Genomic DNA, 21,140 nt, shown 5'->3' on the forward strand with positions numbered 1-21,140 from the left:
GCCCTTTTGGCGGACCGTCACGCAACGGTCCCGGCTACCCCACCGCGCGCACCGGCAGCCGGGCGAGCACCGAGCGGATGTACCCGGCCTGCCCCTCGCCCCTCCCCGGCGGCGCCACCACGCAGGACAGGCCGAGCCGCACCGCCGTCTCGCAGTACCGCCCCAGCTCCACCGGATCCGCGCCCGGCACCTCCTTCTCCAGCGCGGCGAGCGCCCGGTCCCGTACGGCGGCGACGAGTTCGGCGGGCCCGGGCACCCCGGCGTCGGCGCGGCGCTGGGCGGGCACGGCCGAGACGGCGGCGGTGGTACGGATCGAAGGCGCGGGCAGGCGTTCGCTCCAGCAGCCCGTGAGCAGGGCCCGCACCAGGGCGCTGGAGCGGGCCGAGCCGACCATCCACTCCGCGACGCGGACCAGGCGGTCGGCCGGGCCGATGGGGGCCCCCGCTGCATCGGCGCCTGTCGGAGATGCCTGGGGGCGCTCGGCGAGCGCTCTGTCGACGCCCCGCAGATAAACATCGGCCTCCCGGCGCACGAGCGCGCGGGCGAGGCCGTCTTTGCTTCCGAACTCGTTGTAGAGGGTCTGCCGCGAGACCCCGGCGGCGGATGCCACGTCCACCATCCGGACCCCCGACCAGGGCAGTCCCGCGAGCGCCGAGAGAGCGGCGTCCAGTAAGGATTCCCGCGCTGTGGGCATGGTCGCCTCCCGAGCCCCCGAGACCTTGCGAGCGGCTCCGAGTTCAGAGTTGACGCGCTCGAAGGGACTGTCAATAGCCACCGTGGGCGGCGCGCGGGGCGTCCGGAGTGCGGGCACTGTGGTCCGCACCGCGGGCGATCGCTACGGTGGTGACCATGCCCGACTATCACGATGACCTCCGCCTCGCCCACGTCCTCGCGGACGCCGCCGACGCGGCCACCATGGACCGGTTCAAGGCCCTCGACCTGAAGGTCGAGACCAAGCCGGACATGACGCCGGTGAGCGAGGCCGACAAGGCGGCCGAGGAGGTCATCCGGGGGCATCTGCAGCGGGCGCGGCCGCGCGACGCGATCCTCGGCGAGGAGTACGGCCTGGAGGGCACGGGCCCGCGCCGCTGGGTGGTCGACCCGATCGACGGCACCAAGAACTACGTCCGCGGCGTGCCGGTGTGGGCGACCCTGATCTCGCTGATGGAGGCGGGCGAGCACGGCTTCCAGCCGGTGGTCGGCGTCGTCTCGGCGCCCGCCCTGAACCGGCGCTGGTGGGCGGCGAAGGGCCACGGCGCGTTCACCGGCCGCAGCCTGACCTCGGCGACCCGCCTGAAGGTCTCCAGCGTCTCGAAGCTGGCCGACGCGTCGTTCTCGTACTCCTCGCTGAGCGGCTGGGAGGAGCGGGGCAAGCTGGACGACTTCCTGGACCTGACCCGGGAGTGCTGGCGCACCCGCGCGTACGGCGACTTCTGGCCGTACATGATGGTCGCCGAGGGTTCGGTGGACTTCTGCGCGGAGCCGGAGCTGTCCATGTGGGACATGGCGGCGAACGTGATCGTGGTGCAGGAGGCCGGCGGCGTCTTCACCGGCCTCGACGGGCGGCCGGGCCCGCACAGCGGCAACGCGGCGGCCTCCAACGGCCTGCTCCACGAGGAGCTGCTCGGCTACCTCGGCGACAGCGCGCAGGCGTAAGCAGCGCCGGGAGGGCCGCGCCTGAGGCTCACGATGGGCGTGAGTCGTACTTTTACGCGCCCCTCGACTGACCTCTACCAGCCCCTTGTTGACGGGCGGTCCGGATGCGACTCTAGGAGTCCCCCCACTTGTGAACTTGTGAATTCTTTCCGGAGCGGGCTGCGTCAGCCGTGCCGGGAACCGAATCCACCAAGGAGGTGGCTCCATCCATGCTCGTCCGTGACGCCATGAGCACGATGGTCCTCACCATCGGACCTGCCCACACCCTCCGCCAGGCGGCCCGGCTGATGTCCGCACGCCGGGTCGGCGCGGCCATCGTCCTCGACCCCGACACCAGCGGCATCGGCATCCTCACCGAGCGCGACATCCTCAACTCCGTCGGCCTGGGCCAGAACCCGGACCACGAGACGGCGAGCAAGCACACGACCACCGACGTCGTCTTCGCGGCGCCGTCCTGGACTCTCCTGGAAGCCGCCGAGGCCATGACGCACGGCGGCTTCCGGCACCTGATCGTGCTCGACGGCCACGGCCCGGTCGGCGTCGTCTCGGTCCGCGACATCATCCGCTGCTGGGCCCCGGCGCGGCGCGAGGCCGCGATGGCCGGCTGACCACCGGGCTCCGGCCCCGGAACGCCAGAAGGCCGGACTCCCCGCAGGGAGTCCGGCCTTCTGTTCATCTTCGGCCCGCGGGCCCGAATCAGCCGCGAAGGGCCTGGACCGCGGCTTCGAGCCGCTTGCCGAAGTCACCGTCCGCCTGGCGGAAGTTGTTGATCGCACGCTCTGCGATGTCGTCGCGCGAAACCTTGGCGATGAAGCCCGCCAGGTTGTCGATCAGCCGGGCCTTCTCGTCCTCCGAGTACAGCCGGTAGAGGTTTCCGGCCTGCACGAAGTCGTTGTCCTCGGCGTGGGAGGGCGCCTCGGTGCTGCCGGTGACACCGGCGACCGGGCTGCCCTGCCACAGCGGGCGGTCGGTCTGGAAGGGGCCGCCGAAGCTGTTGGGCTCGTAGTTCTTCGCGCCCTTGTGGCGGCCGTCGTACAGGTAGCCGTCACGGGAGTTGGTACGCGCCTCGGTGGCGTGCGGGCGGTTCACCGGCAGGTGGTCGGCGTTGATGCCGACGCGGTAGCGGTGCGCGTCGCCGTACGCGAACAGGCGGCCCTGGAGCATCTTGTCCGGCGAGGGACCGATGCCCGGCACGAAGTGCGCGGGGCTGAAGATGGACTGCTCGACCTCGGCGAAGATGTTCTCCGGGTTGCGGTTGAGCTCCAGCTTGCCGATCTCGATCGGCGGGTAGTCCTCGTGCGGCCACACCTTGGTGAGGTCGAACGGGTTGAAGCGGTAGGTCGCCGCGTCCGCGTCCGGCATGATCTGCACCTGCACGGTCCAGGACGGGAAGTCGCCGCGCTCGATGGCCTCGCGCAGGTCGCGCTGGTGGCTGTCCGGGTCCTCACCGGCGAGCTTGTTGGCCTCGTCCTGGGTGAGGTTCTTGATCCCCTGGTCGGTCTTGAAGTGGTACTTGACCCAGAAGACCTCGCCGGCCTCGTTGTTCCACTGGAACGTGTGCGAGCCGTAGCCGTTCATGTGGCGCAGGGTCGCCGGGATGCCGCGGTCACCGAAGAGCCACGTCACCTGGTGGGTGCTCTCGGGGCTCAGGCCCCAGAAGTCCCAGACGTTGTCGGCTTCCTGGCTGCCCGAGTACGGGTCGCGCTTCTGGGTGTGGATGAAGTCGGGGAACTTGATGGCGTCCTTGATGAAGAAGACGGGCGTGTTGTTCCCGACCAGGTCGTAGTTCCCCTCCTCCGTGTAGAACTTCAGCGCGAAGCCGCGGGGGTCGCGCACGGCGTCGGCGGAGCCGAGGTTGCCGGCCACGGTGGAGAAGCGCAGGAAGGTCTCCGTCTGCTTGCCGACCTCGGAGAGGAACTTGGCACGCGTCCACTGCGAGACGTCACGGGTGAGCGTGAAGGTGCCGTACGCGCCCGCACCCCGCGCGTGGACGATGCGCTCCGGGATGCGCTCGCGGTTGAAGTGGGCGAGCTTCTCCAGGAGCGACTGGTCCTGGACCAGGACCGGACCGCCCGCGCCCGCGGTCGCGCTGTTCTGGTTGTCGGCCACCGGTGCGCCGGCCTCCGTGGTGAGCGGTCCCTGTGTCACGTGCGCCTCCTGCGTCATGTCCTGCAAGTCCTGTCCCTTGGTGTCTGCCTGACCCGATCCTACAATGGACATTGTCTAAGTCAAGCAAGGTTCCAAAGCCACACCTGTTCGGAACTGGGCCCCCTACCCTGTTAGGCTGGTCCTTATGAGTGACCTGTTGGAGCGACTGCGCGGCCGCGGCTGGCGCATGACCGCACAGCGGCGCGTCGTGGCCGAGGTCCTCGACGGCGACCACGTCCACCTGACGGCGGACGAAGTGCACGCACGCGCGGTGGAACGGCTGCCCGAGATCTCCCGGGCGACGGTGTACAACACCCTGGGCGAGCTGGTGACGCTCGGCGAGATCCTGGAGGTCTCCACGGACCGCCGCGCCAAGCGCTACGACCCGAACGCGCACCGACCGCACCAGCACCTGGTCTGCGCCCAGTGCGGCGCGATCCGTGACGTCCACCCGCAGGGCAACCCGCTGGCCGACCTCCCCGACACCGAGCGCTTCGGCTTCACGATCGCGGCCGTCGAGGTCACCTACCGCGGCACGTGCCCGAACTGCGCGGCGGCCTGATCCGGCACCCCGGAACACGAAGAAGCCCTCCGGCCACTACTTGGCTGGAGGGCTTCACTTCTGTCTACAAGGGCTCAGAAAACGACTGAGGCCCGAATCCCCCAAAGGATTCGGGCCTCAGCCTGCAAGTAGCGGGGACAGGATTTGAACCTGCGACCTCTGGGTTATGAGCCCAGCGAGCTACCGAGCTGCTCCACCCCGCGTCGGTGAACACAACCTTACGGGACGACCCCGACCAGCGCAAATCTGTTCCAGACCTGCGGAAACGCCCGGGGTCACTAGGCCGTGAGCTCCTGGTGGAGTGCCTCGCGCAGCCGGGCGGCCCGCTCGGCGACCTCCGCCGGGCCCAGCTCGACCGCCTTCGCGCACCAGCGCTGTCCCTCGGCCAGCTCGCCGTGGCGGGCGGCGAGCAGGGCGAGGCGCAGCGCGGCCCGGCCGTGTCCGGCGTGGGCGGCACGGGTCCACCACAGGGCGGCCTCGCGCTCGCGGCCCTCGCGGGCGAGCAGCAGCCCGAGGTTGAAGGCGCCGTTGCGGCTGCCCGCCTCGGCCGCCTCCCCGTACCAGCGTGCGGCCGCCACCAGGTCGCCCCGGGCCGCGGCCAGCATGCCGACCCGGACCTGGGCGCGGCGGTGGCCCTGCTGCGCGGCCCGCTCGTACCACTCCTCGCACTCGGTCTTCTCCGCCATCGGCTCGCCGAGCGCGGGCGGGCCCGGCGGGGGCTGACGCGCGTCGAGGAGGGTGGCCAGGCGGAAGGCGGCCTCGGCGCTGCCGCCGCCCGCCGCGCACCGCAGATGACGCTCGGCGGCCTGCTCCTCACCGTCCCGCAGCAGCGCGATGCCGACCTGGAGGGCCGCGTCGGTGTGCCCGGCCGCGGCGGCCCGCTCGTACCACTTCAGGGCCGTACGGTCCTCGTCGCGGCCGGCGAAGAGGATGCCGAGGTTGAAGGCGGCGTCCACGCTGCCGGCCTCGGCGGCCTTGGAGAACCAGGGCTCGGCGCCGGTCGCATCCCCGGCCTGGAGCAGCAGGATGGCGAGCGCGTTGGCCGCCTCGCGGTGTCCGGAGTAGGCGGCCCTGCGGTACCACTGCTCGGCCTGGGCGGTGCGGTTCTGGGCGGCGCAGAGCAGCCCGAGGTTGTACGCCCCGTTCACGTCCCCGGCGCCCATCGCCTCGCGGTACCAGCGCTCGGCGGTCTGCTGCTCGCCCCGCGCCGCGTGCAGCGCGCCGAGGGCGTTGGCCGCGTTGCCGTCGCCGTCCTGGGCGGCGCGCAGCCACCACACGGCGGCGCTCTCCTCGTCGCCCGCGTCGCGCAGCAGGAAGCCGAGCGCGCAGGCGGCCTTGGCCTCGCCGTCCTTGGCGGACGTCAGGTACCAGCGGCCGGCCTCCTTGAGTTCGCCGCGCTTCTCCAGGATCGCGCCGAGGTGCAGGGCGGCCCGGCGGTGGCCGCGGGCGGCGGCCTGCCGGTACCAGGGCTCGGCCTCGTCGGCCGCCCCTTCACCTTCTGGCGCCTGGTCGACAGCGATGTCACCGGGGCCTTCGCCGGCGGCCTCGCCGTCACCACGCCCGTCGAGGAGGCGGGCAAGACGGTAGGCGGCCTCGCGGTGCCCCTGTTCGGCGGCGGCGCGCAGCCAGCGCTCGGCGCCGACGTCGCTGCGGTGTTCCAGGAGGTCGGCGAGCGCGTACGCACCCAGCGCGTGGCCCTGTTCGGCGGACTGGCGCAGCCAGTACTCGGCGGCGGGCTCGTCGCCGCGCTCGCGGTAGTGCCGGCCGAGCGCGTGCGCGGCGGCGGCGGATCCGGCGACGGCGGCGATGCGCCACCAGCCGGCCGCCTCGTCCGCGTAGCCGCGCTGGTGGAGCAGGACGCCCAGGTTGTTGGCGGCGGCCCGGTCGCCCTCGGCGGTGGCGCCGCGCAGATAGGGCTCGGCGCTGTCGAGGTCGCCGCGGCGCAGCAACAGGGAGCCGAGCACGCTCATCGACTCGGCGTCGCCGCCGTCGGCGGCACGCCGGTGCCGCGCCTCGGTCTCGGCGTCAGCGGTGTCAGCATCCTCATCGGAGCGTGTCTGCACAAACCGCCCTGTCTCCAACAGAGTTGCCCTGTCCCCCATAAATACCATCGTCGCACCACCCGCAACCCGCGTACACCTGGTATACCGCAGCCAGTGAGGTCACTTCAGCGTTTTGTCGACATGCCCACAGAGAGACAAGCCAAACCCGTTGTACCCAACTCCCCCCGGGAAGACCAGTTTTCACACCGGAAGGTTCCGGCCACCGGTAATCGGACAAGCTCGGCGGACCCCGGCGCACACACAACGAGGGCCCGGATCCTTGAAAGGATCCGGGCCCTCGTCAGTGAGTAGCGGGGACAGGATTTGAACCTGCGACCTCTGGGTTATGAGCCCAGCGAGCTACCGAGCTGCTCCACCCCGCGTCGGTGAACACAACGCTACCACGGTGCGGGGTACCCCCCTGACCAGCGCGGACCGGAGCCGACCCGGTCTGTCCGGGTCGGCTCCGGTCCCGCCGGGTCAGCTCTTCGGCTGAGTCGCCTTCGCCTCCGCGTCGGCCGCCTGCTGCAGGGCGTTCTGAAGCGCCTTCTGGGCGTCGCCGTAGGCCTTCCAGTCACCCTTGGCGAGCGCCTTCTGGCCGTCGTCGTACGCCTTCTGCGCGTCCTTGATGGCCTGGTCCACCGTCGCGTTGCCGGAGGCCGGCGGCGTGGTGGTGGGTGGTGTGGTCGGCGGTGTCGTCGTGGGCGGCGGGGTGGCCCCGTCGGCTCCGAAGACCGCGCTGAGCGCGTCCGCCAGGTTGTCCTTGAAGACGGTCTTGTCGCCGTAGGAGACGCCGACCTTCTTCAGGAGCGGGTAGTTGGCGCTGCCACCGCGTGCGTACACCGGCTCGATGTAGAGGAAGCCCCCGCCGAGCGGCACGGTCAGCAGATTGCCGTAGTCGATCTCGGAGTCGGTGCCTCTCAGGTTCCGTACGAACTCGGCGACTTCGGGCAGGCCGTTCAGCTTGCTCTGCACCTGCTGCGGGCCCTGCACGTTGTCGGTGACCCGGAGCAGCCTGATCTTGCCGTAGTCCTTGCTCGCGGCATCGGCGTCGACCGCCATGAACCCGCCCAGGTTGGGCCGGCCGTTGGGCGTGAACGTCGTGGTCAGCGAGAACTTCTTCCCCTCGGCCTCGGCGCCCGGCATCTTCATGGACAGGTAGTACGGCGGAACCGCGCTGTTGTCCTTGTTGGTCGGGTCGTCCGGCACCTGCCAGGCGTCACTGCCGCTGTAGAACTGCGCGGGGTTGGTGACGTGGTAGCGGGTGAGCAGCTCGCGCTGGACCTTGAACATGTCCTGCGGGTAGCGCAGGTGCGCCTTGAGGTCCTCGGGGATCTGGGACTTGGCCTTCACCGTGCCGGGGAACGCCTTCATCCACGTCTTGAGGACCGGGTCCTTGTCGTCCCACTGGTACAGCGTGACCGTGCCGTCGTACGCGTCGACGGTCGCCTTCACCGAGTTGCGGATGTAGTTGACCTGGTTCTGCTGGGCCATCACCGCGCGCTGGTTGTCGGTCAGCGAGTCGGTGGTCGTCTCGCCGAGCGTGGTGCGCGAGGCGTAGGGGTAGCCGTTGGTCGTCGTGTACGCGTCAACGACCCACTGGATGCGCTTGCCGACGACCGCCGGGTAGGCGTCGCCGTCGATGGTCAGCCACGGGGCGACCGCCTCGACGCGCTCCTTGGGGGTGCGGTTGTAGAGGATCTTCGAGCCCTTGCCGATGGCTCCCGAGTACAGGATCTGCGGCTCGCTGAAGGTGACGGCGTACGCGGCCCGGTTGAACGGGTTGGACAGGCTCACCCCGCCCTTGCCCTCGAAGCTCGTCGTGACCTGGCCCTTGCCCTCGCTCTCGTAGTCGAGCTCCTTCTGGGGCCCGCCGACGATCGAGTACTGGTCGGTCTTCTCTCCGTAGTAGATGCGCTGCTCGTAGCCGGAGGCGAGCTGGCCGCTGGTGGGCAGCCCGGACTCGGTGAAGTCGGGCGCGCCGTTGACGTCCACGCTGGTGCCCTTGGCCGCGATCGCGCCGAAGCCGTGGGTGTAGGTGAAGTGGTCGTTGATCCAGTTGCGCTTGTCGATGCCCTTGAGGTTGAGCTCGCGCAGCCCGATGACGGTGTCCTGCTCCTTGCCGTCCTTGTCGGTGTAGCGGTCCACGTCCAGGGTCGAGGGAAACTGGTAGTACTTGCGCTCCTGCTGGAGCTGCTGGAAGGCGGGCGAGACGACGTTGGGGTCGATGATCCGGTAGCTGGCCGCCGTGTCGGCCGCCGAGCGCAGCTTCGGGTTGTCCTTGGCGTCGGTGGTGCCCTTGTAGTCCTGCACGTCCGCGTTGTCGATGCCGTACGCCTTGCGGGTGGCGTCGATGTTCTTCTGGATGTACGGCGCTTCCTTGGCCTGCTCGTTGGGCTGGACCTGGAACTTCTGCACGATCGCCGGGTAGAGCCCGCCGATCAGGATCGCCGAGAGCACCATCAGGCCGAAGCCGATGACGGGCAGCTGCCAGGTGCGGCGCCACAGGGTCGCGAAGAACAGCACGGCGCAGATGACCGCGATGCAGAACAGGATGGTCTTCGCCGGGAGGTAGGCGTTGGCGTCGACGTACCGAAGGCCCGTCCAGTTGTTGGTCGCCTTGAAGTCACTGGACTTGACCGCGAGCCCGTACCGGTCCAGCCAGTACGCCACGGCCTTGAGGACCACGAAGACGCCGAGCAGCACCGAAAGGTGCCCGGTGGCCGCTCCCGTGGCGCGCGCGCCGGGGCTGGTGATGCGCAGGCCGCCGTACAGGTAGTGCGTCAGAGCGGCGGCGATGAGCGACAGGACGGCGGCGGCGAAGCCGAAGCCGAGCATGAAGCGGTACCAGGGCAGGTCGAAGGCGTAGAACGACACGTCCAGATGGAACTGCGGGTCCTTCTGGCCGAACGGCACCCCGTTGACCCACATCAGCCAGGTGCGCCACTGACCGGAGGCGGAGGCGCCGGCGATGAGGCCGACCAGCGCGGTGATCCCGAGCAGCATCCACTTCTTGTACGGGGCGATGCCCATCCGGTAGCGGTCGAGGCTCTGCTGCTCCAGGGACATCGCGCTGAGCGGCGGCCGCAGCCGGTGCGCCAGCCAGATGTTCAGGCCGACGGCCACCGCCATCAGCAGCCCGAAGACGCAGAAGAGTCCGATCTTGGTCCACAGCTGGGTGGTGAAGACCGACGAGTAGTGGACCGAGCGGTACCAGAGCCAGTCGGTCCAGAACCCAGCGAACATGACGAAGGCCATGGCAAGCACGGCCAGGATGCCCAGTGTCATGAGCAGGGTCCGGACGCGGCGGGACGGCCGGCCGACTCTGATCCGTGGCCCGGACGGGCCTGAGCCGCGGTCCGGCATCTGGAAAGCCAAGGTGCGCACCTCGAAGTTCGCTGTCGTATGGGCGGGCCCCGCGATCGTAGGGCCCACTCATGCAACTTACTGAGGCTTTACTCAGTTCCCGGTCGAGGGGTGAAAGAGGGCAGGATGTTGTTCATGTCCAACGTTTCCCCCTCCGGCCCTCCGATGGCCGCGAGCCCGCTCACCCGCGCGGTGCTCGAAATCGACGAGTACGCATCCGGTCTGGGCTGGGACAAGCCGGCCCGCCTTTTCGCACTCGTCGACACCGCGAAGCTCCGTGCCCAGGCGCCGGGCCTGGTCTCCACCGCCGACGACGCCCAGGTCTCCGGACTGACCCCGATCGAGCAGGAGGAGATCCCGCGGAACAAGCCGCTGGACAAGTTCCTCGGCACCATCGCCTGGCCCGACTCCGTGGCCGGCTGCGCGCTCACGGTGGAGCGCCTGATGCTCCCGCCGTCCGCCGAGACCTCCGTGCCGGAGGGCCTCGGCGACAAGGAGCTCGCCAAGTGGGTGGCCACGCACCCGGACCGTCAGGAGGTCCGGATGACGGTGGCGGTGCTGCGCGGAGGCGCCCGCGAGTCCGCCATCCGGCTCCGCGAGAAGGACTCTCCTACGGAGGTCCTGACCGGCCCCGACCTGGTGCCGGGCCTCGCCGAGGCGCTGGCCGCGACCTTCGCCTAGCGGCCGGGCCCCTCAGGGGCGCGGCCGGCGTCACTTGGCCGAGCAGCTCGGCAGTCCGGCCGTGTCCCCCGCGCGGATCTTGTCCAGGGACTGCCGGGCGTCGTGGATGGTGTCGACCTTCACCAGCGTGAGGCCCGAGGGGATGTCGGAGGCGGCGGCCTGGCAGTTGTCCTTGGGCGTCAGGAAGTAGCGGGCGCCCGCCTGGCGCGCGCCGATCAGCTTCATCTCGATGCCGCCGATCGGGCCGACCTTGCCGGTGTCGTCGATCGTTCCGGTGCCGGCGACGAACTTTCCGCCGGTCAGATCCTCGGGCGTCAGCTTGTCGACGATGCCGAGCGAGAACATGAGCCCCGCGCTGGGCCCGCCGACGTCGGCGAGCTTGATGTCGACGGTGAACGGGAAGGCGTGGTCGGTCCCGGCCTGGATGCCGACGATGGCACGGTCGCCGTCCGACGCCTTCTCGGTGGCGATGGTGATCTTCTCGCCGCCCTCGGGCGCCTTGCCCGCCTTCTTGGCGGCCGCCGCCTCCTTGGCGGGGATGATCGTGAAGACCACGTTCTGGCCGGGCTTGTGCTTGGTGACGAGGGTCGCGACGTCGGCCGGCTTGGTGACCGGGGCGCCGTCGACGGCCTTGATGGCGTCACCGGCGTGCAGCTTGCCCTCGGCCGGGCTGCCCTTGACCACCGAGGAGACGATGACCCAGCTCTTGACCGGGATGGACAGCTCGTTCAGGGCCGCCACCTTGGCGCTCTCCTGGGACTGGCTGAACTCCTCGGCGTTCTCCTGGTTGGACTGCTCGTCGGTCTTGCCGTCCGGGTAGAGCGTGTCGTGCGGGACGACCACGCTGTCGTGCGCCAGCCAGCCGTAGACGGCCTCGAAGATGTTCATCCGGTAGTCCGCACCGGTGACCCTGACCGTCGTCATGTTGAGGTGACCGGTCGTCGGGTAGGTCTTGTGACCGGAGATCTGCAGCACCGGCTCGCCGCCGGAGTCGCCGAGCGTGTTCACGGTGGGCCCGGGAGACATCTCGGAGTACGGCACTTTGATGAGCACCCCGGCGCAGAGCAGCGCGATCAGCACGAGGGTGGAGGCGAGCATCGTCGCGGTGCGGCGTGGCATGGAACGACAGTACGGGACCGATCTGTGCGCCCACCCCTGGGGCCGGTCCGTACGGGGGCCGTTGGCGATCGCGTACGAAACGAAGGCGCCTCGCGCCGGTCGGGAACGCTCAGACGGCGTCGGTTCCGGAGTGCGATTTCGCCATCGCTTCACGGAACCGGCTGTACCCGGCGAGTTCGGCAACATCGCCGGACGTGCGATCACGGGCTGCCCAGCTCGCCCATATCGCCGCGCCGACAGCAGCGAAAAGCGGAATCAGCAGCCACAGGAGTGCAGCCATTCCGTCCTCCCGTCCCCAATGAGCGACCGCAACTGACAGATCAGCAGATTAGTCATCTGCCAGTCCAACGCTCACGCCAGGGGTGCGGTTACGCAAATCGGGGCGCAAGGCACCCGACAGGGTTTCAGACGAGGAGACCGCGTCAGCAGGCGCGCGCGAGCCCCTCAGCAGGCCCCTACCCACTCCTCCGTGCCGTCCGAGAACTTCTGGTGCTTCCAGATCGGAACCTCGTGCTTGAGGTCGTCGATCAGCTTGCGGCAGGCCTCGAAGGCCTCCCCGCGGTGCGGGCAGGAGACCGCGACGACGACCGCGATATCGCCGACGGCCAGATCGCCCACACGGTGGACGGCGGCCAGCGCGCGGACCGGATAGTCGGCGACGACCTTCTCGGCCACCCGGCGCATCTCCGCCTCGGCGCTGGGGTGGCAGGAATACCCGAGCGTGTCGACGTCCGAGCCGCCGTCGTGGTTGCGCACGGTGCCGACGAAGAGCGTGGTGCCGCCCGCCGCGAAGTCGCCCGAAGCCGCGAAGACCTCGTCGACGGAGATCGGGGTGTCGCGGATCGCGAGCAGCCGGATCGGGTCCTGCGCCGCCTGCTCACCGGGGTGGTCGGGGTACGTGCGTGCCATGTTCCCATCGTGCCGTACGGCACCGACATCCCGGAATAGCTCTTTCGACCGGGTGCCGTGCGCCTGGATAGGAGGGTCCTACAGCCCCCGGCGCTTGCGGGCCCTGCGCACCACCGCGGCCGCGCCGAGGAGCGCGACCGTGGCGCCCGCGGCACCCGCGGCGGTGGCGTCCTTGCGGCCGAGCCTGCGGCCGGCGACCGTGTGCCGGCCGGCGACCTCTTCGAGGAGCTCGGCGAGCACCTCCTCGTTGGTCCAGCGCGGCCGCCAGCCCGCTTCGTGCAGGCGCCCGACGCTCACGACCCACGGGTGCATCGTGTACGCGAGATCTCCGGCGGGCGACGGGGTGAGGCCGATCCGGTGCAGCCTGGCGGCCGCGCCCAGGGCGACCGCCGAGGGCAGCTCCATGCGGCGGATGCCGCTGAGCTCCTCGACCTCCTCCTGCTCCAGCCACCCGTCGCAGCCGACCGCGAACTCTCCGTCGACCTTCTCCAGGGCCGCGTACTCCAGCGCGCTGCACAGGTCGTCGACATGGCAGAACTGCCAGGTGGGACGGGATCCGGCGACGACCAGGAGGCGGGGCGACTCGAAGTACCGGGTGAGCGCGGTGTCGGTGCCGCCCACCAGGACGGCGGGCCTCACCACCGTGACGTTGAGCCCGGGGTGGGCGCGGGGTGCGCGCCGCCCCAGGCGTTCGATCTCCAGGAGGTCGCCGACGCCGGTCGCCTCGGCGGTGGCCCGCAGCTCGGCGTCCTCGGAGAGCGGGATGTCGTTGTCGGGCAGCGCCCCGTAGACCATCGCCGAGGTGCACAGGACGACCCGGTGGACGCCGGCCGCGGCCGCGGCGGTCAGCACGGTCTGGGTGCCGCGCACGTTGTAGGCGGTGCGGGCCGCCGAGTCGGTCTCCAGGTCGAGGTCGAGCGCCAGGTGCACGACGACGTCGGCGCCCCGCAGCTTCTCGGCGATCGCCGGGTCCCGTACGTCCAGGATGTGCCAGGTCGCCTCGGAGACGTCCCCTCGGCGCTCGTCGATGGCGACGACCTGCTTGACCTCGTCGGACGCGGCGAGCCGCGAGGTCAGCAGGGCGCCGATCCCGGACGCCGCACCGGTCACGGCGACGACGGGACCGCGCGATGTTGAGGTTGAGAGGTTTCGCGCTGCGCGAACCTGTGGATCTGGGGAACTCACCGGGCGTCTCCAGCGGTTGTCTTCAGTACGTACGTTAATGACGCGTACGTACCAGGTGGCGTCCATCCTGCCGCAGGCCGCGAGGCTGCGGAGCACCGAGCCCTTATCCGGTTCGGATGTCTACGCTGGTCTTGTTGTGGGGAAGCCGCCGTCGGCAGTAGCCGGCGGCCTGACGAGCCGAGGAAACCCGTGAGTGACACCCCATTCGGATTCGGCCTTCCGCCGGAGGAGCCGGACAACGGCGACGGCAAGAAGAAGGACCCTGCCGGAGGTGGTCAGGGTGCCGGCGGCCAGGGCGGCATCCCCTTCGGCTTCCCGAGCGCGGGCGGCGGGGACAACCCGTTCGCCGCGATGTTCGGTTCGATGAACCCGAACGATCTGGGCGCCGCCTTCCAGCAGCTGGGCCAGATGCTCAGCTACGAGGGCGGTCCCGTGAACTGGGACATGGCCAAGCAGATCGCCCGCCAGACGGTCGCCCAGGGCACTGCGGACGGCACCAAGGACGAGAGCGTGGGCCCCGCCGAGCGCGCCGCCGTCGAAGAGGCCGTGCGCCTCGCCGACCTGTGGCTGGACGACGCGACGTCGCTGCCCTCGGGCTCCACCACCGCCGTGGCGTGGAGCCGCGCGGAGTGGGTCGAGGCCACCCAGCCCGCCTGGAAGGAGCTGGTCGACCCGGTCGCCGAGCGCGTCGGCGCGGCCATGGGCGGCGTCCTTCCCGAGGAGATGCAGGCCATGGCGGGCCCGCTGATCGGCATGATGCGCTCCATGGGCGGCGCCATGTTCGGCCAGCAGATCGGGCAGGCCGTCGGCACGCTCGCGGGCGAGGTCGTCGGCTCGACCGACATCGGGTTGCCGCTCGGCCCGGCCGGAAAGGCCGCGCTGCTGCCGCTGAACATCGAGGCGTTCGGCAAGGACCTGGGCGTCCCCAAGGACGAGATCCGGCTCTACCTGGCCCTGCGCGAGGCCGCCCACCAGCGGCTCTTCGCCCATGTGCCGTGGCTGCGCTCGCATCTGTTCGGCGCGGTCGAGGGCTATGCGCGCGGCATCAAGGTCGACACCGCGAAGCTGGAGGACGCCGTCGGCCAGCTCGACGTGTCGAACCCCGAGCAGTTGCAGGAGGCCCTTCAGCAGGGCATGTTCCAGCCCGAGGACACCCCCGAGCAGAAGGCCGCTCTGGCCCGTCTGGAGACGGCCCTCGCGCTGGTCGAGGGCTGGGTGGACGCGGTGGTCCACGCCGCCGCCAAGCCCCGGCTGACCTCGGCCGACGCGCTGCGCGAGATGCTGCGCAGGCGCCGGGCGACCGGCGGCCCCGCCGAGCAGACCTTCGCCACGCTGATCGGCCTGGAGCTGCGGCCGCGCCGGCTGCGCGACGCCTCGCGCCTGTGGGCCTCGCTCACCGACGCGCGGGGTGTGGACGGCCGGGACGACCTGTGGGAGCACCCGGACATGCTGCCGACCGCCTCCGACCTGGACGACCCGGACGGCTTCGTGCACCGCGAGCACCTCGACTTCTCGGAGCTCGACAAGATGCTGGGCGAAGCCGCCGAGCAGAACGGCCCTTCCCTGAAGAAGGACAAGGACGCCGAGACCGACGAGAAGACCGACGGCTCCGACGATGGCAAGGGCGATTCCGACAAGTGAGCCTGCATGACGACGCGGTCCTCGTACTGAAGGCGTACGAGGGCCAGCCCGAGCTGCGCCAGGCCTACCTGGACCATCTGTCCGCACACCCCGACGGCATGTGGAAGGCCTGCGAGGCGGGCCACCTCACGGCCAGCGCCCTGGTCATCGACCCGGAGCGGGGCCGGGTGCTGCTCACGCTGCACAAGAAGCTGAACATGTGGCTCCAGATGGGCGGCCACTGCGAGCCGGGCGACACCACGGTGGCGGCCGCCGCGCTGCGCGAGGCCGAGGAGGAGTCCGGCGTCGCCGGTCTCACCCTGCTCGCGGGCGGCCCGGTCCGCCTCGACCGGCATCCGATCCCGGCGCCCTGTCACTGGCACCTGGACGTCCAGTACGCGGCGCTCGCCCCGGCCGGCGCGGTCGAGGCGATCAGCGACGAGTCCCTGGACCTGCGCTGGTTCGGCTACGACGAGGTGGCCACGGTCGCCGATGCGTCCGTGGTCAACCTGCTGGAAGCGACCCGCGCGCGGTTGTAGCCGGAGACAGGCCCGGCTACAACTGGCGTAAAAGTAAGGGGCGTTCGCCATGGCGAGCGCCCCTTACCGCGAAGCGCCTAGCTCCAGGCGTTGCCCTGGTTCTGTGCGTGGACGCCCTGTTGGCCCATGCCGTACTGGGCGCGCATGCCCTGCCCGATCACCGCGTTCTGCGGCGGCAGCACCTCGCTCGGCTGGACGAGGGCGAAACCCTGGCCCAGGAAGCTCAGTTCCCAGCCCTCGCCCGTGCTGCCGCGACGGCGCCAGACGCCCGTGGAGTGCGTCTGCGCCTGCATCTGGACGCGCAGCGACGTCGACCAAGCCACGATCGCGTCCGCGTCCGCGTTGACGTACTTGTCGGGCGTGACCTGGAGCATCAGCGGCTGGCCCGAGGTCATCAGGACGACCTTGCCGGTGCCGGTGATGTTGAGCTGGTACTTGCCGGTGCCGGAGACCCCGTACTGGCTGTCCACGGCGATGACCTCGTAGTGCAGCGAGGAGTCCATCGCGAGGACGTAGCCGCTGTCGACGGTCAGCCCGTCCCGGTCGACGTCCACCACGTGGACGTGCTGGGCCAGGTTGGCGAGGTAGACCGTGCCCTGGCCCGAGACGCGCATCAGGTCCAGGCCCTCGCCGGTGTGGGCGCGGGCGCGCTGCTGGCCGTTCGACTGGTACTCGCCGTCGAACTCCATCAGCCCCTGGTAGGCGACCATCGAACCCTTGCGGGCCAGCAGGTCGTCGTGGCCGGTGAGCACGGCCCGCAGCAGCTGCGGGTTCTGCGCCGTGTACCGCTCCTGGGACTGCTGCTCGGTGTAGCTGAAAAGCGGGCTCTGCATGGTGTCTCTCCCCCTAGCCCCGGGCCCGCAGGCGGTCCGTGCTGTCCTCACTCGGCTGTACGACGACGATGCCCTGGCCCGAGAAGGCCATCTGGAACGCCTCCCCGCTGCCCCGGCCGATCAGCGAGGACGCCTTGAAGCTGCGCTTGCCCTTCACCTTCAGGTTCGGGGACCAGGCGACAAGCGCGTCCGGGTCGACGTACGTCTCGTCCTCGCCGCTCCCGCAGTCGACGACGACCGGGGTGCCGCGCGAGGTCAGGGCGACCCAGCCGGTGCCGGAGATCTTCACGTTGAACAGGCCCTGGCCCGCGAACTTGGCGAGCCCCTTGACCCGTTCGACGCCCCACTGGAGGCTCGCGTCGAAGGCGAGCACATTGGTGCCGTTGACGGAGATCGCGTCGTTGTTGAGGTTGACGATCACGACGTTGGCGCCGTAGTCGGCCAGGTAGAGCAGCCCGTCGCCGGTGCACTTCATGAGGGGCGCGCCCTCGCCGGTGATCCAGTCCCGGGCCATCTGGCGCACGGCGGGCGGGTTGGGCTCGTACTGGATGAAGCCCTCGTAGGCGACCATCGAGCCGACCCGGGCGAGCAGGTCCTGGCCGGTGGCCATGGCCACCTTGAGCATGGCGCTGCCGTGGTTCTCCATCCGGGCCGCGACGGGGGTCGGGGCGTAGCCCGCGAGTTGCTGGTTCATTGTTCGGGCTCCCTCAGACCTCGTACGGCTGAACGACGATGAAGTTGCCGGGGGCGCCCCGGAACTGGAGATTGACGGACTCGCCGCTGTGCCCGGGATAGGCGTTGCGGCGCAGCCGGACCTGGCTGGAGACGATCACCTGGGACGCGGCGGACCAGGCGACGATCGCGTCGCTGTCGGCGAACGTGGTCGGCGTGACCGGCAGCACCACCGGGGTGCCGTGCGTCATGACGACGACGGTGCCGGTGCCCTGGAAGAGCATGGTGAACAGGGCACCTCCGGGGATGCCGTGCCCCTCGATGCGGCGGACCTCGTACTGGAGCGACTCGTCGAAGGCGAGGACGTTCTCGGCGGAGACGCAGATGCCGTCGCCCTGGAGCTCGATGGGGTGCAGATAGGCGCTGTTCTCGGCGAGGAAGACCTGGCCGCGGCCGGAGCAGCGCATCAACTGCATTTCCTGGCCGGTCGCGTTGCCGACGATCCGGCCCGCGAAGCCTGCTCCCTTGTAGCCGAAGTCGACCTTGCCCTGGTACATGACCATGCTGCCCTGGCGGGCGAGGACCGGCTGGCCGCCGGCGCCGAGGTCGACCCGGACCAGCTGCTTGTTCTGCGACGTCCAGCGCTGGCCGGTGGGCAGTTCCTTGTACATCTGGATGGCGGCGTGGAGGCCGCCACCGCCCTGGGGCACGGCCTGCGGCTGCCCATAGGGCGCGGGCTGCCCATAGGGCGACGGCTGACCGTACGGGGCGGGGGCGCCCGGCGGCGGGACCTGGCCCGGAACGTGACCGGGCTGCTGGCCGAACTGCGGCTGCTGCGGCGGCCGTCCGTACTGGGGCTGGGGCGGCTGCCCGTACGGAGAAGGCGCGGGCGGCGGCGGCACGGTGCCGGGCACCAGGTGCATGGGCGCGGCGATGGTGGGGGCCGCATGGATCTGCGGGCTGGGCGCGGGAGGCGGCGGCGGAGGAGTGGATCCCTGCGGCGGCGGCGCGTAGTGCTGCGGGGCGGCCGGGGCAGGCGCGGGCGCCGGCACCGGTGCCCCGAAGGAGGGCGCGGGCTGCGGGGCAGGCACCGGGGTGCCGAACTGTGGGGCCGGGGCGGCGGCTTGGGGCGGCGGCGCGAAACCGGGCGTCGCACCCTGCGGCTCGGGCTGCGGCGGGGCCGCGGGCTCCTCCTCCAGGACCTCGCCGCCGAAGTTCTTCAGGAGGGCTTCGAGGCCACCGTCGAAACCCTGGCCGACGGCGGCGAAGCGCCAGACGTCCTTCAGGTAGAAGTCGCCGAGCATCACGGCCCGCTCGGTGCTGAACTCCGCGCCGGTGAAGGCGTACCGGACGACTTCCTCGCCGCCGGCGACGACCCGGATGTAGCCCGGGCCCACCTGCGACATCTGGCCCGCGCCGTCGAGCGTCGCAGTGAAGGAGAGCTTGTGGATGTTCGCCGGGACGCGGTCCAGGGTGACGCGGAACGACTCGGTGTCACCGGACTGGGCGCCGAGGAGCTGGATCGACTCCTCAGGGGATTTCGGCTGGTTGAAGAAGACGAAGTAACGGTCGTCGGACAGCTGCTCGTTGGCGTCGAGCCCGAAGCAGCTGATGTCGAAGGCCAGCCCGGGACCGCCGATCTGCACGCCTACGTACAGATCCGTCCCTGCCGTGAGATCACTGACCTTGGCCTTGTGGCCGCGCTGGAATTCCCTGGCCATGCGTACCGACCGTCCCCCATCCCGAGGTGATTGCGTCGCGCCAGGCTAACGGCTGCCTCGGACAATCGGCGAAGCCGCTACACATTCGGTACAGAACAGCCGACGCTCACTCTCCGCGAGCGGCGGGCAGGTGCGGAAGGCGGTCGGCGGCCACCACGCCTTCGAGGTAGCCGCGGGCCCGTTCGGTGCGCGGATAGGCGTCAAGGAGCCGCCAGAACCGGGGTCCGTGGCCGGGCACCAGCAGGTGGGCCAGCTCGTGGACGAGCACATAGTCGACGACGTACTCGGGCATGCCCTGGAGCCGGTGCGAGAGGCGGATGCTGCCCTCGGCCGGGGTGCACGAGCCCCAGCGGGTGTTCTGATTGGTCACCCAGCGCACCGACGCGGGGCGGGCCCGGCCCTCGAAGTACTGCTCGGAAAGACGCTCGGCGCGCTCGGTGAGTTCCGCGTCGCCCAGCATGCGCTTGCTCTCCTGCGCGGCCAGTTTGTCCAGCATCACCGTGACCCAGCGCTGCTCCTCCGCCTCGGACATCCGGGCCGGGATCAGCACGATGGTGCGGTCGCCCTCGCGGTACGCGGAGACCGTTCTGCTGCGCCGGGTGCTGCGGCGGACCTCGACCGCGCTCGTCGCCGAACCGCGTGGCGGCAGGCTGGTGGGGCTGCGCGGCGGGCTTCCGGCACTCTGGAGTGGGTCGGCGGGCACGCCCCGACGTTACCCGCTGTCAGTGGAGGAAGTCCCGCCTCCGGGACGGTTGAGCCATGATCCATCCGCCGGGGTGCAGCATTTGAATGACTAATACCCCTCGCCTGTGGACAACTTTTCACGCCCTTCACCGCAGCGGTGCATTCTGGCCCCATGCCGCGCGACGGCCTGCGATCGGGCAGGTTCCGGGGACGCGCGGAAGTGCGGGACAACGGGGGTTCGACCATGCATCCGATGCTGAAGCCGGCACTGCGCCGGGCCTGGCGGGACCGGCAGACCGTGCAGTTCGGGATCACGCCCGCGCAGGCGGTGGTCGTGTCTCCGGTGGACCCGGCGACGGGCCATTTCCTGGAACTGCTCGACGGCACCCAGGGCCTGCCGCTCCTGTACGAGCGGGCGCGTGCCCTCAATCTGCCACCGGGTCAAGTGGACGAGCTGGTGGCCCGGTTGACGGCGGCGGGCGTCGTGGACGATCCGACGGCGGGCGGCCCGGCGGCCGATGCGTTACGGATTCGGTCGGATGCGCTGGAGCGACTACGGCCGGATCTGGCTTCCCTCTCCCTCGTCCACCCGGAGCCGGGCGACGCGGCGCGCAGGCTGGCGGCCCGCAGGGCCATACGGGTTCAGGTGCGCGGCGCCGGGCGGGTCGGCGCGACCATCGCCGCGGTGCTGTCGGGGTCCGGGGTGGGCCGGGTCGACGTCCTCGACGGGGGCGTCGCGCAGCCGGGCGACGTGGCGCCGGGCGGGCTGCCCGAACGGGCCCTCGGCGAGCGGCGGGCGACGGCGGCGGGACAGCTGGTGCGACGGACCGCGCCGGGCGTGCCGCCGCGCCAGGGGCGGGACGCGGAGCAGGTCCCGCTCTCCCTGATCGTGGTCGCCCCGCGCGAGGCACTCGATGTGTACGCGCCGAACGCGGCGGACGCCGAGGACTGGATCGGCGCCGGAATTCCCCATCTGTACGCGGGAGTTGTGGAGACGACGGGGGTGGTGGGGCCGCTGGTGCTGCCCGGCGGCACCGGGTGCGCGGGATGTCTCTCGCTCGGCCGCACGGAGCGCGACCCGGGCTGGCCGCGGCTGCTCGCGCAGTGGCGCTCGGGGCGGCGGCGCACCGCCGTGCCGGCCTGCGACCTGGCGCTCGCGACGGCGGTCGCGGGTCTCGCCGCCGGGCACGCGCTGGCGTTTCTCGACGGTGATCTTCCGGCGAGCGCGGGCAGCCGCTGGGAGGCCTCGCTGCCCGGGCTCGACTGGCGGTCCGCACCGATCGAGCCACACCACGACTGCTTCTGCGGCGCGGTCGGGAACACTCAGGGGGAGCAGGTCTCAAAGGCGGTGGGGCCACACGACACAATGTCCCGGTAACGCCTCCGAGGGCGCTGCTGTCTGG

Annotated in this window: 19 protein-coding genes and 2 tRNA genes; 7 read left to right on the forward strand and 14 right to left on the reverse strand. The window is 70.7% G+C overall.

Annotated elements, in window-relative coordinates:
* Positions 1-34 precede the first annotated feature (34 nt).
* On the reverse strand, positions 35-694 hold the full coding sequence (locus ADK54_RS35290) for a TetR/AcrR family transcriptional regulator (RefSeq protein WP_053729879.1): 660 nt from the start codon (positions 692-694) through the stop codon (positions 35-37).
* Positions 695-849: 155 nt separating this feature from the next.
* Here ADK54_RS35290 and hisN point away from each other — a divergent pair, with 155 nt between their 5' ends.
* Both hisN and ADK54_RS35300 read left to right on the forward strand, forming a co-directional pair.
* A complete protein-coding gene (hisN, locus tag ADK54_RS35295) occupies positions 850-1,656 on the forward strand; it encodes a histidinol-phosphatase (protein ID WP_053729880.1) in 807 nt (268 codons plus the stop codon).
* 209 nt (positions 1,657-1,865) lie between these two features.
* Entirely contained in the window at positions 1,866-2,264 is a 399-nt protein-coding gene (locus ADK54_RS35300) for a cyclic nucleotide-binding/CBS domain-containing protein (protein ID WP_053729881.1), read from the forward strand.
* A gap of 88 nt (positions 2,265-2,352) precedes the next feature.
* Here the strand turns inward: ADK54_RS35300 and ADK54_RS35305 are convergent, their stop codons facing one another.
* Positions 2,353-3,822 (reverse strand): catalase, encoded by a 1,470-nt coding sequence (locus ADK54_RS35305; RefSeq protein WP_053729882.1) that lies wholly within the window; start codon positions 3,820-3,822, stop codon positions 2,353-2,355.
* Between the two features lie 127 nt (positions 3,823-3,949).
* Here ADK54_RS35305 and ADK54_RS35310 point away from each other — a divergent pair, with 127 nt between their 5' ends.
* Positions 3,950-4,366, forward strand: coding sequence for a Fur family transcriptional regulator (locus tag ADK54_RS35310; protein WP_053729883.1), 417 nt, complete (start codon positions 3,950-3,952; stop codon positions 4,364-4,366).
* Positions 4,367-4,495: 129 nt separating this feature from the next.
* Here ADK54_RS35310 and ADK54_RS35315 read toward each other — a convergent pair.
* From ADK54_RS35315 to ADK54_RS35330, 4 genes are all read right to left on the reverse strand, one after another.
* A tRNA-Met gene (locus tag ADK54_RS35315) sits at positions 4,496-4,569 on the reverse strand.
* A gap of 75 nt (positions 4,570-4,644) precedes the next feature.
* On the reverse strand, positions 4,645-6,477 hold the full coding sequence (locus ADK54_RS35320) for a tetratricopeptide repeat protein (RefSeq protein ID WP_053729884.1): 1,833 nt from the start codon (positions 6,475-6,477) through the stop codon (positions 4,645-4,647).
* 240 nt (positions 6,478-6,717) lie between these two features.
* A tRNA-Met gene (locus ADK54_RS35325) sits at positions 6,718-6,791 on the reverse strand.
* 97 nt (positions 6,792-6,888) lie between these two features.
* Positions 6,889-9,774, reverse strand: a complete 2,886-nt coding sequence (locus ADK54_RS35330; RefSeq protein WP_078966869.1) for a UPF0182 family protein — start codon at positions 9,772-9,774, stop codon at positions 6,889-6,891.
* 135 nt (positions 9,775-9,909) lie between these two features.
* On the opposite strand from ADK54_RS35330, the gene ADK54_RS35335 reads away from it, so the two are divergent.
* Entirely contained in the window at positions 9,910-10,455 is a 546-nt protein-coding gene (locus ADK54_RS35335; RefSeq protein WP_053730037.1) for a PPA1309 family protein, read from the forward strand.
* A 30-nt stretch (positions 10,456-10,485) separates the two neighbouring features.
* Here ADK54_RS35335 and ADK54_RS35340 read toward each other — a convergent pair whose 3' ends face one another.
* The 4 genes from ADK54_RS35340 to ADK54_RS35350 all read right to left on the reverse strand — a co-directional run bounded on the left by ADK54_RS35340 (position 10,486) and on the right by ADK54_RS35350 (position 13,668).
* A complete protein-coding gene (locus ADK54_RS35340) occupies positions 10,486-11,574 on the reverse strand; it encodes a PDZ domain-containing protein (protein WP_053729886.1) in 1,089 nt (362 codons plus the stop codon).
* A 109-nt stretch (positions 11,575-11,683) separates the two neighbouring features.
* Positions 11,684-11,854 carry a hypothetical protein gene (locus ADK54_RS47000; protein ID WP_199827102.1) on the reverse strand — a complete coding sequence of 57 codons (171 nt, stop codon included), beginning with the start codon at positions 11,852-11,854 and terminating at the stop codon, positions 11,684-11,686.
* 164 nt (positions 11,855-12,018) lie between these two features.
* On the reverse strand, positions 12,019-12,483 hold the full coding sequence (locus tag ADK54_RS35345) for a molybdenum cofactor biosynthesis protein MoaE (RefSeq protein ID WP_053729887.1): 465 nt from the start codon (positions 12,481-12,483) through the stop codon (positions 12,019-12,021).
* Between the two features lie 78 nt (positions 12,484-12,561).
* Positions 12,562-13,668 carry an SDR family oxidoreductase gene (locus ADK54_RS35350; protein WP_053729888.1) on the reverse strand — a complete coding sequence of 369 codons (1,107 nt, stop codon included), beginning with the start codon at positions 13,666-13,668 and terminating at the stop codon, positions 12,562-12,564.
* A gap of 189 nt (positions 13,669-13,857) precedes the next feature.
* Between ADK54_RS35350 and ADK54_RS35355 the strand changes: the two genes are divergently transcribed.
* Together ADK54_RS35355 and ADK54_RS35360 are read left to right on the forward strand one after the other, a co-directional pair.
* Positions 13,858-15,309 (forward strand): zinc-dependent metalloprotease, encoded by a 1,452-nt coding sequence (locus tag ADK54_RS35355; RefSeq protein ID WP_053729889.1) that lies wholly within the window; start codon positions 13,858-13,860, stop codon positions 15,307-15,309.
* Positions 15,306-15,827: an NUDIX hydrolase gene (locus tag ADK54_RS35360; protein WP_053729890.1), complete on the forward strand. Its 522-nt coding sequence runs from the start codon at positions 15,306-15,308 to the stop codon at positions 15,825-15,827. The genes ADK54_RS35355 and ADK54_RS35360 overlap by 4 nt, the downstream gene beginning before the upstream one ends.
* A 77-nt stretch (positions 15,828-15,904) precedes the next feature.
* On the opposite strand, the gene ADK54_RS35365 is transcribed toward ADK54_RS35360, so the two are convergent.
* The 4 genes from ADK54_RS35365 to ADK54_RS35380 form a co-directional block, all read right to left on the reverse strand.
* Positions 15,905-16,660, reverse strand: coding sequence for an AIM24 family protein (locus tag ADK54_RS35365; protein ID WP_053729891.1), 756 nt, complete (start codon positions 16,658-16,660; stop codon positions 15,905-15,907).
* 13 nt (positions 16,661-16,673) lie between these two features.
* On the reverse strand, positions 16,674-17,354 hold the full coding sequence (locus tag ADK54_RS35370; protein WP_053729892.1) for an AIM24 family protein: 681 nt from the start codon (positions 17,352-17,354) through the stop codon (positions 16,674-16,676).
* Positions 17,355-17,367: 13 nt separating this feature from the next.
* Positions 17,368-19,053 carry a TerD family protein gene (locus ADK54_RS35375; protein WP_053729893.1) on the reverse strand — a complete coding sequence of 562 codons (1,686 nt, stop codon included), beginning with the start codon at positions 19,051-19,053 and terminating at the stop codon, positions 17,368-17,370.
* Positions 19,054-19,159: 106 nt separating this feature from the next.
* Positions 19,160-19,756 carry a M48 family metallopeptidase gene (locus tag ADK54_RS35380; RefSeq protein WP_053729894.1) on the reverse strand — a complete coding sequence of 199 codons (597 nt, stop codon included), beginning with the start codon at positions 19,754-19,756 and terminating at the stop codon, positions 19,160-19,162.
* Positions 19,757-19,981: 225 nt separating this feature from the next.
* On the opposite strand from ADK54_RS35380, the gene ADK54_RS35385 reads away from it, so the two are divergent.
* Positions 19,982-21,115 carry a ThiF family adenylyltransferase gene (locus ADK54_RS35385; RefSeq protein WP_053730038.1) on the forward strand — a complete coding sequence of 378 codons (1,134 nt, stop codon included), beginning with the start codon at positions 19,982-19,984 and terminating at the stop codon, positions 21,113-21,115.
* Positions 21,116-21,140: the final 25 nt, after the last annotated feature.

This window comes from Streptomyces sp. WM6378 (genome assembly GCF_001279695.1).
In the GTDB taxonomy this organism is placed as follows: Bacteria; Actinomycetota; Actinomycetes; order Streptomycetales; family Streptomycetaceae; genus Streptomyces.